The organism is Streptomyces caniferus (genome assembly GCF_009811555.1).
GTDB lineage: Bacteria > Actinomycetota > Actinomycetes > Streptomycetales > Streptomycetaceae > Streptomyces > Streptomyces caniferus.
This window is the reverse complement of record NZ_BLIN01000004.1, coordinates 43,180-56,809: the sequence shown is the minus strand read 5'-3', so window position 1 is coordinate 56,809 and position 13,630 is coordinate 43,180. Positions and strand designations below refer to the sequence as shown.

The window sequence follows — 13,630 nt, the reverse complement described above, 5'->3', positions numbered from 1 at the left end:
TGGTCCTACGCGGCGGGCGCGTAGGAGCCCTTGTCGTTGTAGAAGCGGAGTTCGGCCGGCTTCGTCTCGTCGCTGTCCACCACGGCCTTGTACAACGGCGCGTACCGGGTGCCGATGTTGGTCAGCACGACCTTGCACATCTCCGCGGCGCGCTTCGCCCGCTTGGCCAGTTCGCCGGCCTCCGTCGCCTGGGCCTTCGACTTGTCGGCCAGCCGGGTCAACTTGCCGGCCAGCTTCTCCCCGCCCTTGACGGACCTCGCCTGTTCCGCCAGCCGCTGGCAGTCCTTCGCCTCGTCCTGCGCGGCGGCCTCAAGCTGCCGGCACGCCTCGGCCACCCTGATCAGGCGGGTCTCCTTGGCCTCCAACTTCCTTTCGTACTGCTTGAAGTTGCGCAGTTCCTTCCGGCTGATCGAGCCGGCCGCGCCGGCAGTATCCAGAGTCAGGGCGTTGGGGTCGATCAACTTGACCCGGAGGGGCTTCACGTCCGTACTCACTCCGTCGTCTCCTTCGTCCGGCGGGGGGACGACGAGCGTCCGGCTGGTGCCGGTGACCGTCGTCCCCCGCGTCTCGCTCTTCTTCGGCTCCTGCTGCTTCGCCTTGTGGTCGGCGTGCGCCTTGTCGAGCCGTGCGTGTTCCATGCGGTTCGCCCTCTTCTTGTCCTGGTATCCGTCCTTCGCGCCCTTCGCGTACGCCTTCACGTGGTCGACCGCGTCTCGGACCGCCGAGCCGTCGCCGTGACCGGTCTCCCTCGATCGCTGGAGCGGACTCCGGTTGTGCCCCCCATCGGTCACGTTCGAGCCGCCGGCGACGCCGCTCTTGCCGCTGTTGCCGTTCTTGCCGGCGCCGCCGCTCGAACCGGATCCGCCGCCGCTCCCGGAGGAGCCGCCCGAACCCCGGCCACTACCGCCGCCCTTCTCCAGGTCGGCCTTCGCGCCCTTGCCCTTGTCGGCCTTGCCCTTCGAGCCGCCGGCGTTACCGCCGGACGACGACCCACCGCTACTTCCGGAGGCACCGGACTTTCCGTCCTTGCCGGCCTTTCCGCCAGCTCCCGCGTCCCCCGAGGAGCCGCCCTTCCCCTTGCTCCCGGAATCGGCCGTCCCCTTGGAGCCGGTGTCCTTCGACGAGCCCCCGCCACCGTTTCCGCTGGTACCGCGCCCGCCGCCGGATCCACCGCTTCCAGTCGAGCCGGACGAGCCGCGCCCGCCGCTTCCATTCGAGCCAGATGAGCCGCGCCCGCCACCTCCGGTGGCACCGCTGCCCGCGCCGCGGCCGGTACCCGTGGAGCCGCTTCCGGTGGAATTCCGGCCCCCTCCACCGGCCCCTCCGGAGCCATTTCGGGTGGGAAGTCCAGGCGACTTCATGACCGTGGTGGTCCGGGCCTCTTTCACCTGGTGTGCGCCAGCCCTGGCCTTCTCCAAGTCCAGCCGCTTGTTCGCTGTCCCGCCGCCCTTTGCCCAGCGGGTCGCACCGGCCCGGACCAGCGTTTTGATCACGCCCTCCTTGTACCGGGTGCCGGCTGCGTCGGAGTCGGCACCGGTCAGGTCCTCCAGTGCCTTGAACGACTCGCTGGTGACGCCCAGGGAGGAGCGGTCCACCGCTCCGTCGGGGTCCGCCTTCGCGGCCGGATCGTCACCGGCCGGCCTGGCACCGGCGCCGGTCGCGCTGACGGGTCGGGCCGGCTCCACCGCGGCCATCAAGGCGGCCATGATGCCGGTGTCTCCGGCCGGTGCCGTCGCGGTACTGGCGGCCGGTGAAGCGGGCGGATCGGGTGGTCCCTCGGGGACCGGGGGCGCCGTATCGGTCGCCATTACTCATTCCTCCTTCGACTTCTTCGCCAGTCGCCAGTGACGATTCGAATGGGTGATATGGCCGGACCTCTTGAATTCCGTCAACTTCGGAGAGAGGTGGCCAGCGACGATGCCCAATTCGCGGGCCAGTTGATCCAGTGTCAGGCCCTTTTCGTGGGAGGCCAGAGCCTCCAGTACGCGTTCCTTCACCGTGGCCGGCGGAGGGCTGTTGCGGATCTCTTCCAGTGCTTCCACATCTGGGAACAGGTCCTGGGCGCGGAGGTGAACCACCGCGTCTTCGATCATGCGCACGGGGTTCGCTTCCCCGAAGTCGAACCACTCGCCGCTGGACCTGAAGCGGGCCAGGAGATCGTGGAGAAGCCCTTCCAGGAGGTGACCTCCGTCGACCGTGGCGAGGATCTGGAGAGGGTTCGGATTCCCGCTCTGCAGCTCCGCCAGGCGCCCGTGCGGGTTGGCGGACGTGCCGATCTTCACGCGTCGATCAGCGACCGATCCGACCACGTACACCAGGCCGTCAACGCTGCGCCGGCCGCTCTTTCGGTACTTCATCAACCCTCTTCAGTGGTCACTCCCCGTTACTTACTTACTCCCTCCCTCTCAACTCGAGGTCGGCGGGAGGGGGGCGCATGGACCCCCTGACCGCGTTCTTTCGGTAGAGAGGGAGGGAGTAAGTAACCAGAATGGCTACGTTCCGTGACTACGCGTCGGTCTTCTTGCCCTTGCGCGCGAACACCGCGATGGCCAGGCCGCCACCGGCGACGAGACCCAGCAGGGCGGGGGAGTTGATCCCGCCGCCCCCTCCGCTACCGGCGTCCTGGGCGTTGCCGGCGGCCTCCATGCCGGACCCGTCGGTGGCCTCGTACTGCTGCTTGCAGCCCGCCACGACGTCGCCCTTCGAGGGCGCTCCGTACCCCTTGCCGATCAGGTCGGAGGAGTCCTTCACGCACTTGTCGACGGCCGCCTGGACCCTGTCGGCGGAGGCGATCGCGGCCTTCTTGTCGGATGCCGCCTTCTCGTTCCGGATCTTCATTTCCTCCAGCTCCAGCTTCTTCATCTGGATCTGGAGGGCGGCGGCTTCCTTCTCGTCCTTTGCGACGGCCGCCGAATGGACCTGGAACCAGATGGTTCCGCCTCCGGCGATCGCCACTCCGGCCACCGCGATGGCGACCTTTCCGCGGCGGGTCAGACCGGCCTTCTTGTGCTTTGCTACCGGGGTTCCGTATGGACCTTCGTCGGTGTACGGAGAAGCGTCCGGCGTGCTATTTCCGAAGGCCATTCCGGCCGCCATTCCGGCCTGAATTCCTTCGAATGCCCTCTCTTCGTCGGGTGTCATTTCAGTCTCCGTTCTTGCGTGCCATGTCGGAGGCCGCAGAGATCGTGGCCTCCACACCCCGGAAGGTGTTGTGGGAAAGGTCGTTCCACTCCCAGAACCGCATTTTCACGCCCTGACGGGCCAGCTGAGTCTGGAGGTAATTAACGGCCTTTCCCCGGTCGATCGCGGTCACATGCCCGGTGGATTCCAGAAAGGTCTGGGCACCCCTAATGCACATACGACCGGTGGGGGAGAAGTCGAAGGACTGGCACCAGCCGTAGCGGGTCAGGACTTCGATCACTTGGATCAGGTGGTACGAGGGCTTCAAGGGGCGCGGCTCCTGCCAAAGCCCCAGGTCAGCCATCGCGGACCGGATCCCCTTGGGGATCATGCGCTGGCCCCAGGTCGGGGGATCGGGCGCCCAGATCTCCAGGGCCGGCGGGATCACCGCGGGGGGTGCCAAGCCCGGCTTCGCGAGAGTGGTTCGTGGCGTGTTCTGCGCCGGTCCCACCGTCGTGGCCATCCTGTCTCCTTCCTTCGCTCGTCGAGGGGAAAGCCGACGGTCCCCGCTGATCTCGTGTCAGCGGGGACCGTCGTGGTGCCTGAACCGTTCAGGCGACACCGTTCCCGGAGGGGAGCCGGGGACGATGTCGCTTGAGCGCTTCGGTTACTCCTTGTTGTCGTTCACCGCCCGGTCGAAGATCGCGGCCATGTCCTTGAAGAGGACCGCCACGTCCTTGTCGGACAGTCCCAGCTTCTGGCCGTCGGCGGTCCGGAAGGACCGCCAGGCGTCCAGGAACTTCCGTCCGGAGGGGTCGTCCAGGTCCGCGAAGATCCGGAACGCTGCCTCCTTCCGCTCCGTGTCGGTCACCGCGCGGCCCTCCTGTGGCCTGGCCACGGCCTCCTGCGGCTCCGGTGTGGCCTGGCCGCGGCCGGAGGGTGCGGCCGGTGAAGCCGCGCTGGTCAGAGCACTGGTGTCATCCGGAAGAACCGCGTCCGGTCCGCCGGGCAAACCGTTCGACCGCAGTCCCCTCATGAGCATGGGCTGGACGTGGCCGGCACCGGACTTCATGCCCTTCTCCCGCGCGATCCGGTCGGTCAATCGGCCCTCCTCGTACATCTCCTCCATGCCCTCCAGGCCCCTCAGCGCGACGCGCCCCGACTTGACCATGGCGGCCTCGTAGTGGCCCGGGGTCTCCCACCACCGCCGACTACCGCGCGTGTTCAGGGCCACGTACTTGTCGGCCGCGTTCTGTCGCGCGATGACCTCCGCGTCAGCGCCGCGGCCACCGATCCCCAGCCGCGCCTCCAGGCGGTTCTTCTGGTCCTGGACGACCTTCGAGACCAGACCGCCCTTCAGGTTGATCTTCCCCAGGCGCGCCTCAAGCTTCAGGAGCTTGTGGAGCGCGTACGCGAGGATGATCGGGCCGACGAGCCGGTACACGAACACGCCGGCGTCCGCCTTCTCAAGGGAGGCGACCTCCCACGCGCCGACGGCCTGGGCCAGGACGAGGACGTACCCGACACGGGCGGCGCCGGCGTCGTTGAAGGCCCAGGACCAGATGGCCAGGCCCACAACGATCATTTCCAGACCGATTCCCAGGGTCCAAAGGGTCTCTTCCTGAAGGTGGAGCCGCTTTTCCCCGAAGCGAAGCGACGTGTTCAGAGAGAGGTACAAGCCGAATGCGCCCGCCACTCCCATCGACACGAATCCCAGGAGGGTTCGCCGGTACTTCTTCCGCTCCTCTTCGGAGCGGATCTTGCGCCTATCCAGGCGCGGTCGCGGGGCCGACTGGGCCGCGACCTGAGAACGATCCTTCCGCTTGTTCCAGATGACCATGACGGCGGCCACCAGGAACGCGGAAAAGAGGCTCCAGGACCACTCCGGGAGGGATTGGAACACGCCCTCCACCTGTGCTTTCATGGCGTTATCTCCAGTGCGAGAAATGCCCCGGGTCGGTCACCTCCGCCCGGGGCACTTGCGGTTGGGGGACATTGCGCCCCTCGGTCAGTCGCGGCGCCGGTTGCGTATCCGGATCACCGCTGGTCAGGGACGGGCGGGCAGCGCGCTGCTGCCCTGCCGAGCAGGCAACCGTCAGACGCAGGTGGTGTGTTCGGGTGGTTTGTCAGTCGCGTTGGGCGGGCAGGTCGGGGCGCTGGTTGGCTGTGGCGTGCTGCTGGGTGAGCCAGGCGACGGCCGCCGGGGCCATGTCGGTGGCACTGGCCGGGTTGAGCGGGGCGGTGTCGATGTCGCGCATCGCGTCGATGGCGGGCAGCAGCCGCATGTAGTGCGGGCTGGCGTGCTGGACCGGGCGGCCGGTGGCTACGGCGATCAGGTTGTGTGTGCCGTCTGACCAGCTCCGCTCGACCCGGCATACGAAGGTGTGGCCGGCCTTCCCGGTCCAGAACATCTCCGGGTCGCGGTACAGGACGAACTGGCCCTGCTTGAACAGGGTCGTGGGGGTGGTGATCTGGGCGCTGGCGCGCATGGCAACTCCTGGCAAGTTTCAGCAGAAATGGTCCGGACTGTCCGGCTCCCACCGCCCTGCCCGTGCCGTCACGAGGAACGGCGCGGGCAGGGGGAGGCAGTCGACAGGCGGGAGTCGTCAGCGGACCCAGCGGCCGTCGCGGATGAGGACGGTGCCGTCCTTGAGGGTGAGGTCGGTGACGAAGGGCGACAGCGTGGTGCCGTCCAGCGCACGCCGGGTGTAGGTGGCTGCCCACAGGTCGTGTCCGTCGCGGTTGCCGAACAGGGAGACGCGGGTGTCGAAGGCGGGCTCCAGCGCGGCAGCGGCGTTCTCGGCCCGCGACTCGTGCGGAAAGATGAGCGTGCCGCACGAGTCGTTGATGCCGATCAGGAACAGCTCGCGCAGCTCGAAGCCGCGCACGTCCAGCACGCTGAGCACCGGCTCGGTCGAGCCGTGGGTGTAGACACCGTTCGGGTGGGTCTTCACCCAACGGCTGGTGCCGAATCGGCTCATGTCAAAGGCCATTGGTGCCTCCATTCGTCATCGGTCCGGGCTGTCCGGCTCCCTTGCGACTCCGCCCGTCCCGGAGGCCGGGACGGGCGGAGCAGGCAGCTGGCAGATCGGCGTGGCGGTCAGTGGGCCAGGCGGGCCAGGAGCAGCGCGGCGATGATGAAGAGCCCGCCGACCATGCCGAGCGCGTTGATGAACCGCATGCCTCCTCCTTCCTGATCAGTGGTGCTTGTCGTGGTGGGTGGTCGCGGCGTGGATTTCGTGGACGTGGTGGCCGGCCCTGTACGCGACTTGCGCCGCTCGGTCAGCGAACGCGAGCAGCGTGTGTGCCAGCGGGTGCCCCACGCCGTGGCGGCCGAGGACCCGCGCCGCCAGGTGGTACGCGGCGCGGGCACGGCCTATCGGGGTGGTGTTCAGGAGGGGTTCTTTCCGCTGTTGGAGCCGGAGGAGCGGCGGTTGTCCGCGTCGACCTTCCGCCTCATCGCTTCGCGCTCGGCGTCCGTCATTCCGCTCATGCCGCACCCCGCATCCCGGCGCGGGTGGCGCTCTTGGGCAAGACCGTGGGGGAGAGGGCCTGGTCCCAGTCCTCCGCCGGGTTGTCCAGCTCGCGGTTGAGGTCTTCCTCCGTCGCCGCGACCGGGGGCAGGGGCAGACGATCCCGCATCTCATCCAGCGTGCGCGGCGCACGCCGGGAGCCGGCGATACGGGCGTCGGCAGTGCGCCGGCGGTGCCGGACCTCGGCGTGCAGACGGTCCAGTGCCTCGGTGCTCTGGGCGCGGCGGGCCCGCCAGGCGTCCAGGCGCCGGACGGCGTCCTCGGCCTCGTAGCCGCGGCTGTCGTCGTCGCGCTCGATGTCATCGATCGCACCGCCGGTCGGAGCGGTAATCACGCATGCGATGCTGTTCATTCAGGGCCTCCCAATTAGGTCCTGTCTTGACAGCCCCGGAAGGTGAGAGCTCCGGGGCTGTCGCCGTGTAGAGCGGGCGGGCTGCCCGGCTCCCCGTCACCGCTCGTCCCAGCCGGGGCCGGTGCGGGCGGATCAGGCAACCGTCAGACCTGCTCGAACGCGATCGCGCTCATCACGCTCGTGCCGTGCAGCGCGACGACAGTGAGGCGGTTGCCATCGCGAGTCCTGAGCTGGTCGCCCCGCGCGGTGTGGGTGTGCACGACCGGCTCGAAGCCAGCCACCGTGTTCGCACCGATCAGGCGGTACACCTCTTCCGAGGTGAGCCCATCGACCGCGTAACGGGCGGCGGGACTCGGGCCGATGAACTGGTGGGTGATCAGGGAATCCATGGGTCTCCTGACGAGGTGGGTGTTGGAGCGGGTTGTCCTCCGCGCTCTCCACCGCTCACCGGACCGCCGAAGCGGGTCGGTGAGCGACTGGGCAGCGCGTGGCTGCGAAGGTTGCGCGGCGCCTGTGGGGCGCCGGATCTCGTAGAGACGCGGACCGCTACCGCCGAGAGATCCGTCCGGGCGGGTATGCAGTGAAGGTCATGCCGCGTCGTTCTTTTGCGTCGTGGGGATGTCGGCCCTCCGAGCTCTCCGTCAGTAATGAGCACCTGGCTGGGGCTAGCCCAGGCCGCGCCGCTAGAGCGCGCCCGACGGGTCGTTGACCGTGCCGACTGCCACCACCAGGAGTGATGGCGCCGCACGACGGGTCTCCACTCACCTCAGCCGGTGTGGTCACGGCCGTCGTATCTGTGGTGGATCACGCTGTGGAGTTCTCAAGGAACGGACCGCTGCCTTCCGACTCCCGCGAGAGCGGGAGGAGTCCGGGCGGTACCGGGGGCCGAGATCCGGCTCCCTCATCCGGCGCCGCCGCGGGGCGGTTCTGGGTGGGGGAGCCGGGTCCGTGAGGACCCGGCGCCGTCAGGCCACGAGCGGCAGGGGTTCGGTGGCCGGCCGCGCGATTCGCAGCTGCGCGGCGTAGGGGAGGAGGACGTCGACCAGGCGCTCGCGCACCCGGGCGGTGATCGACGGGTCGGAGGCGACGATGTCCCGCGCCGCATCCCGGCGCGCCCCGTATTCCGCGATAACCGCGTTGCGCGCCTTGGTCTTGCCCTTCGTCACCGCGGCTGCGGCGTCCCACCTGGTCAGCTCGTCCGTAGTCACCAGCCCGTACATCTCCAGCGGCGTACCGAACGCGATGTCCAGGTCGATGCCGGCGAAGTCGGGGAGCGGCACCTCGATCGCCTCCAGGAGCGCGAGCGTCTCGGTGTCGAAGTGCTCGGTGACGAGGCTGGCGGCGGGGCGGCGGGTGATCTTCACGGGATGGAGCTCCTTCCAAAGAAAGAACATGTGAACTAGGTGACATAGATTGAGTACTCAATGTTGCGCGTCGAAGATTTGCATGAAGCGCTAGGCCGGGTCAAGCCCAGACGGCGCGATCAGCTAGATTGACTACTCATTGCTTTGGAGGTAGATATCTGCCATGGCAGTCAGCGGCAGGGCGCGCGCCCTTTACCAGCGCATCGCGGACGAGATCCGCGACCAGATCATGGACGGAACCCTTGGCGCGGGTGCCCGGCTGCCCACCGAGGCCGAGCTTGCGAGTAAGTGGAGCACCACTCGGACCACCGCCGTCCAGGGCCTGAAGGTGCTGGTCAATGAAGGTCTGATCGTGAGCGATCGCCCCCGCGGCTACTTCGTTCGCAGTCGTCGGCCGATGGTCTACAGACCGCAGGCTGAGTTCTGGAAGCGCCCGTTGTCCCCCGAGATGGACGCCTTTCTCACGCAGATGTCGGAGGAGGGCCGGGAGGCCGACCAGCACATCGAGGTCGCTGTCGAGACGCCAGGCAAGCATGTCCGTGAGCGCCTCCAGCTAGGTGAAGACGAGCTGGTCGTTGTACGCCGCCGGGTCCGCTTCGTCGACGGCGTGCCCTACAACACCAACGACAGCCACTTTCCCCTCACGCTCGTGCAGAACAGCGAGATCATGCGTCCCGACGACATCGCTCGCGGCGCCAACGCGGTACTGGCCGAGCTGGGCTACGAGCAGGTTCGCGCCCTGGATGAAATCCACGTGCGCATGCCCACACCGGCCGAGGCGGACCGGCTCCAGCTCGGCCCAGGAACCCCTGTCGCGGTGCACTTGTGCACCGGCTACACCGAGGACGGCAAGCCGGTCCGCACCGTGATGAACGTGCTCCCGGGCGACCGGCACGTCATCACCTACGAGCGCAGCCGCCAGCGGCTGGGGTCCGAACCGACGATTCGCCAGGCCGAAGAGCAAGACCTCCCCATAGTCGTTGAGCTCTGGGAGCACGCCGCATCCTGGCTGCGCGAGCGCGGCATCGACCAGTGGCAGTACGCCCCGCGCGAGGACCGGATTCGGGCAAACCTCGCTGCTGGCGAATGCTGGATCGTGGAGGTTGACCGCACTCCCGTCGCCACCATCACCGTGGACGGGCATGCGGATGGTGACTTCTGGAGCCCAGACGAGGCCGCCGAAGCTGCCCTCTATGTGCACCGTATGGTCGTGCGCCGTGACGTGGCCGGACTCGATCTGGGCTCGGCCATGCTCGACTGGGCCAGCAAGCGCGCCGCGGACCAGGGAAAGACCTGGCTGCGCCTGGATGCCTGGCGCAGCAATGACGGTCTGCGGACGTACTACAGCAACCGTGGCTTCACCCACGTACGCACGGTCGAAGCTGAAGGCCGGAGCAGCGGGGCTCTGTTCCAGCGCCCCGCTGGGCACGTTCGCGGCGTCGGACCCGAAGTCCGGGGCGCCGGCGGTCAGACGCGCGACCAAGTCAGTCGCGCTTCTGGAATATGGGCGCACACCCCGCGATAGGGTGGCCCCGACGTTGATCAAAAAGAAAGTGGCCCCGTCAATCGCCCTTGGACAAGGCGAGAGGGGCCACGTGGCCGAATGGACCTTGTGATGGGGGTCCGATCGGCCTGCCGAACCCCTCAGTGCGAGTAGAAGGGCGTCGACGTGATCAGGGTACCTCTACCCAGCACCCGACTCACTGCACCCTGCCGTGGTGCCAGCAGCCACATGCGCGCGCTGGCCCTTCGGTGGGGTGTTTGTGCCGTCTGGGCGCACCTCGACCAGCCCTCCGAAGAGGGGGCGAGATGACTTAGGAGTCAGGGCGGCTTGACCGCCCGGGACGCTCAGCTCGGTGTTGGCGCACCTTGGCTGGCGTCCCCGTCACCAGAGGGTTTGGCGGCCCTCTGAAGGGATTGTTCGCCCGGTTGGCCCCGGTCGAACAGTTCGATCTTGGTTCTCACCGAACCACAAAGCACCACGCACCACGAGGGGCTTCGTCATGCCCTCCAGCTGAAAGCTGAGGAGGCGCTGTCATTTTGCAGCACCGGTCTATCTTTTGCCAGCCCAGCCATGCCCGTTTGGCGTGGAATGGGCGTTCTATCTTTCCTCACCGGTCGGTTTTCGCCACCAGCGCTGACGGATTTCAGCCAGCCATCGGTGAGCGTGACAGCTCGGCTTCCCTGCCCGCGGGACGCGGAGCGCGGTCGGCGGCCCGGCCGGCGGGACAGGACACGTTCGTGTCCGCTGTCCACAGGCAGTCCGGTGGACCGTTTCGCATGACCTTTTTTGCACCACGTGTCACATCAGCCTCTTCAACAGTCCCTTCTCTGTATGTGACCCGCACGTATGCCACCAAGCCCCTGTCTGCCTCATCTCCTCGGAGCCTGTCCGCTTTGGCTGATGAGGTCGCTCCTCACGCCGCGTTCGGACACGCGGCTGAGGGGGGGCAGGTGTGAGCAGGGCGACGACGGCCTTGCGGCCGGCGGGGCCGGTGCCGGTGTGGGAGGCAGCGAGCTGGCTTACGCATACGGACAAGATGCGCGGGCGGCTGCGGGGAGCGGTGCATGAGCTGATGGGGCAGCCGGGTCTGGTGGGTGCCCCGGATCCTGTGCGGATGACGACCGTGGTGCTGGCGGCGAAGACCTCGGCCGCAGACCTCGCGGTCGAGATGACGTCCCGGGAGCTGGGCCGTTGGGTAGGGGTGTCGGCGTCGACGATCGGGCACGATGTGCGCCCGTACCTCGACCGGGAGCACATCACCGAGTCCGAGAACCGGGTGCGGCCGGGCACGCAGGTGATCACCGGCATTCGCTGGCAGCTGCTGTCGCTGCTCGATGCCCGCCTCCACCAGCCGGCCACACACCCGTTGCGGTTGCAGAAGGTGGAGTTCGCCGTGCTGTGGGGGCTGGTGGAGGCGGTGTGCGCGCCCGGCTGGTCACACGCCGACGGTACGCAGACGCCCCCCGGGCTGCTGGGCACGCGCACCGGCCCTGGGGCTGCGACGGATCGTCTGGCGCTGCTGCTGCTGGTGCTGGAGGGGCGTGCGACGGGTGTGGTGCGGCTGTGCAGCGGCTCGGTCCACAAGCACGGGCGCATCGCGGCGACGATCGCACGGCTGCTGGGTTACTCGGGTGCCGAGGGAACTGCTGAGGGGGCTCGGGTCCGGGGCCGGCTGGAGGCGGCCGGCGTAGTTGAGGTGCGTCGGACGTCGGCTGGCCGGGAGCAGTTGGTGATCCCCGCGGTGGAGGCCGCCTACCGGGAGATGCGCCGACTCCGGCGGGCTGAAGGCCGTCCTGGAGGGCTGGTTCCGGGGCCGCGAAGGGGTGTGGCAACTGCAGGGGGGGATCAGATCCCGGCGCAGACAGCGAAGCCGCAGGTCAACAGGGGTAAATCGGCCTCGGGAAGAGGTTCGGCTTCTGCAGGACTGCACGCTTACCACACACCTATGGCTGCTCTGGGGGATGAGGGTGCGGGTGGTATTGGCTTTTCCGGCTACGGCCGTGGGGGGTCCGGTGATCTGCCGGGACGCGTATGCGCACGCGAGGACCAGGCCGCCGACACCGACGCCGCCGCTGCCCTGGGGCCGTCGTCCGGTGGCCCGGACGGCCCGCTGCGCGGGGAAATGCCGAAAACTCCCCCCACCATCCCAATGCAGCCAGAGGGCCAGGAGCTGGCCGGGGGCGACGCCGGCGCCAGCTCTGGGCTGGACGCCGCTTCCGATGTGCTCGCCGGCGTGGGCGGGCGTCACAGCGGCGGGCTACGGGGGAGGGTGCCGCGGCCCGCTCGTGATCTTGAGGCAGTGGTCGCTCCTGTGCAGCTGCTGTGGGACCGGCTGAAGCGGGACAGCACCCGTCGCCTGGTCGAGAAGGCCATCCGCGGCGAACTGACGGCCATTGCCAGCGTGGTCGGGCGTGGCCAGGCCGAGAGCATCCTCATCAGCCGGCTGACGCGCCGCCTGCTTCTCCAGCCAGGGGAGGCGGACGCAATCACCGACCCGGTGGGCTGGCTCCTCGGCCGGGGCCTGCCCCGGCGCAGCGACTGCAACGACGCAGGATGCGACGAAGGCGTGCGAATGCTCTCCGGCACCGCCTGCGCGCACTGCGAGGACCAGGTCCGCTCCCTCCGCGCCCGCCGCCGACACGTCGCCGCCCATGTCCAGGCCCAGCTGCCCGACGCCACCACCGAACAGCAACGTGCGGCCCTCGAGGACCAGCTGCGTGCGGTGGTGGACGCCGAGGCCGCGCGGTTCGAGGAGCGTCGCCGCGAGCGAGTGGCCAAGGATGCAGCAGTGGCGGCGAAGGCTGCCGCGGCTCGCGCCCGGCAGGAGGCGGACGAACTCGCGCGGCGGGCGATGCCGTGCGCGCAGTGCGGCGAACCCGAAACGGGTGGCCTGTGCGGAACGTGCTGGGGCTGGGAGGAGACCGAAAAGCTCCTCACCGACGCCAAAACGCTCGTAGCCGCGGGCTGCGGCGAACCCGACGACACCGAGCTGACCCAGTCGCTGGCCGACATGGCCGAGCACCAGGCCCACGCCCGCATCCAGGACGCCTGCGACAAGGCCGAGGCCGCAGGCGCCAGCGCGACCATGATCGCGCTGGCCGCGAAGATGAAGGCCCAGGACATCGTCGACGAATACCGCACCACCGCACTGCGCACGCTCGGCAGCGAGTTCCAGGTCGAAGCCGAAGCCCGCAACGCCCACGCCGCGCAGATGCGCCGCCGCCACCTCCACCCCTCCATCGAGGACGCCGAACAGGCCGCCACGAAGGCTGCGGAGGAGGCCCGCCGCCGCACCGCCGAGCACCTCCTGACCCAGCGCAGCAACGCCTGGCGCGCCGCCCACACCCCAGCGCCGACGGAACCGGCCCGCAATGATCAGCCCACGGTCTACGAGACCGGCGCCGCCCAGGCCCGAGCCGCCGTCACCCCTGCGCAGCGCCCACAGGGAGCATGGACTTGCACTGCCTGCGGCCTGGCCCTCATCGGTCGGCCACCCGCTGATGGCCGTTGTGCCGCCTGTGAGGGCCAGGCCGCGGGCCTGAGCCGGGCTGAGCGGTTCGCCCGGCTGGCAGGAGCCGCTTCGTGATGCGAGGAAGCCCAGCGAAAAGGATTCGCAGGCCAGCCCGGATGGATAGCGTCGTCAGCACGAGATGTGCCGGCAGCGGGACCAGGAACTCGCAGATCTCGCCACCGCACCGTTGATGTAAGACAGAAAGAAGCAGGTACAGATGCCGAAGAAGAAGCAGAAGAAGCGGGC

13 protein-coding genes are annotated in these 13,630 nt (G+C 68.6%); 2 read left to right on the top strand and 11 right to left on the bottom strand.

What is annotated here, in order from left to right; translation table 11 throughout:
- Positions 1-5: 5 nt before the first annotated feature.
- The 11 genes from Scani_RS40955 to Scani_RS16335 all read right to left on the bottom strand — a co-directional run bounded on the left by Scani_RS40955 (position 6) and on the right by Scani_RS16335 (position 8,369).
- Positions 6-1,808 carry a hypothetical protein gene (locus Scani_RS40955; RefSeq protein WP_246295914.1) on the bottom strand — a complete coding sequence of 601 codons (1,803 nt, stop codon included), beginning with the start codon at positions 1,806-1,808 and terminating at the stop codon, positions 6-8.
- 3 nt (positions 1,809-1,811) lie between these two features.
- On the bottom strand, positions 1,812-2,357 hold the full coding sequence (locus Scani_RS16380) for a GIY-YIG nuclease family protein (RefSeq protein WP_159476276.1): 546 nt from the start codon (positions 2,355-2,357) through the stop codon (positions 1,812-1,814).
- A 148-nt stretch (positions 2,358-2,505) separates the two neighbouring features.
- Complete coding sequence (locus Scani_RS16375; protein WP_159476273.1) at positions 2,506-3,096, bottom strand: hypothetical protein; 591 nt, start codon at positions 3,094-3,096, stop codon at positions 2,506-2,508.
- A 46-nt stretch (positions 3,097-3,142) separates the two neighbouring features.
- Positions 3,143-3,643, bottom strand: a complete 501-nt coding sequence (locus Scani_RS16370; protein ID WP_246295913.1) for a DUF6197 family protein — start codon at positions 3,641-3,643, stop codon at positions 3,143-3,145.
- 144 nt (positions 3,644-3,787) lie between these two features.
- Positions 3,788-5,023, bottom strand: a complete 1,236-nt coding sequence (locus tag Scani_RS16365) for a hypothetical protein (RefSeq protein WP_159476270.1) — start codon at positions 5,021-5,023, stop codon at positions 3,788-3,790.
- Positions 5,024-5,246: 223 nt separating this feature from the next.
- Positions 5,247-5,609, bottom strand: coding sequence for a hypothetical protein (locus tag Scani_RS16360; RefSeq protein WP_159476267.1), 363 nt, complete (start codon positions 5,607-5,609; stop codon positions 5,247-5,249).
- Positions 5,610-5,726: 117 nt separating this feature from the next.
- Positions 5,727-6,113: a hypothetical protein gene (locus tag Scani_RS16355; protein WP_159476264.1), complete on the bottom strand. Its 387-nt coding sequence runs from the start codon at positions 6,111-6,113 to the stop codon at positions 5,727-5,729.
- Positions 6,114-6,220: 107 nt separating this feature from the next.
- Positions 6,221-6,493, bottom strand: coding sequence for a hypothetical protein (locus Scani_RS16350; RefSeq protein ID WP_159476261.1), 273 nt, complete (start codon positions 6,491-6,493; stop codon positions 6,221-6,223).
- 116 nt (positions 6,494-6,609) lie between these two features.
- A complete protein-coding gene (locus tag Scani_RS16345; RefSeq protein ID WP_159476258.1) occupies positions 6,610-7,005 on the bottom strand; it encodes a hypothetical protein in 396 nt (131 codons plus the stop codon).
- Positions 7,006-7,148: 143 nt separating this feature from the next.
- A complete protein-coding gene (locus tag Scani_RS16340; RefSeq protein WP_159476255.1) occupies positions 7,149-7,394 on the bottom strand; it encodes a hypothetical protein in 246 nt (81 codons plus the stop codon).
- Positions 7,395-7,970: 576 nt separating this feature from the next.
- Entirely contained in the window at positions 7,971-8,369 is a 399-nt protein-coding gene (locus Scani_RS16335; protein ID WP_246295912.1) for a hypothetical protein, read from the bottom strand.
- A 163-nt stretch (positions 8,370-8,532) separates the two neighbouring features.
- Between Scani_RS16335 and Scani_RS16330 the strand changes: the two genes are divergently transcribed.
- Together Scani_RS16330 and Scani_RS16325 are read left to right on the top strand one after the other, a co-directional pair.
- A complete protein-coding gene (locus Scani_RS16330; protein ID WP_159476252.1) occupies positions 8,533-9,894 on the top strand; it encodes a GNAT family N-acetyltransferase in 1,362 nt (453 codons plus the stop codon).
- A 931-nt stretch (positions 9,895-10,825) separates the two neighbouring features.
- Complete coding sequence (locus Scani_RS16325; protein WP_159476249.1) at positions 10,826-13,459, top strand: hypothetical protein; 2,634 nt, start codon at positions 10,826-10,828, stop codon at positions 13,457-13,459.
- The last annotated feature ends 171 nt before the right edge of the window (positions 13,460-13,630 follow it).

Bases quoted from the DNA above. Each gene is read 5' to 3' on its own strand.
- Scani_RS16360 (WP_159476267.1), bottom strand. From the start codon at position 5,609: ATGCGCGCCAGCGCCCAGATCACCACCCCCACGACCCTGTTCAAGCAG.
- Scani_RS16340 (WP_159476255.1), bottom strand. From the start codon at position 7,394: ATGGATTCCCTGATCACCCACCAGTTCATCGGCCCGAGTCCCGCCGCC.
- Scani_RS16330 (WP_159476252.1), top strand. From the start codon at position 8,533: ATGGCAGTCAGCGGCAGGGCGCGCGCCCTTTACCAGCGCATCGCGGAC.
- Scani_RS40955 (WP_246295914.1), bottom strand. From the start codon at position 1,808: ATGGCGACCGATACGGCGCCCCCGGTCCCCGAGGGACCACCCGATCCG.
- Scani_RS16370 (WP_246295913.1), bottom strand. From the start codon at position 3,643: ATGGCCACGACGGTGGGACCGGCGCAGAACACGCCACGAACCACTCTC.
- Scani_RS16345 (WP_159476258.1), bottom strand. From the start codon at position 7,005: ATGAACAGCATCGCATGCGTGATTACCGCTCCGACCGGCGGTGCGATC.
- Scani_RS16355 (WP_159476264.1), bottom strand. From the start codon at position 6,113: ATGGCCTTTGACATGAGCCGATTCGGCACCAGCCGTTGGGTGAAGACC.
- Scani_RS16380 (WP_159476276.1), bottom strand. From the start codon at position 2,357: ATGAAGTACCGAAAGAGCGGCCGGCGCAGCGTTGACGGCCTGGTGTAC.
- Scani_RS16375 (WP_159476273.1), bottom strand. From the start codon at position 3,096: ATGGCGGCCGGAATGGCCTTCGGAAATAGCACGCCGGACGCTTCTCCG.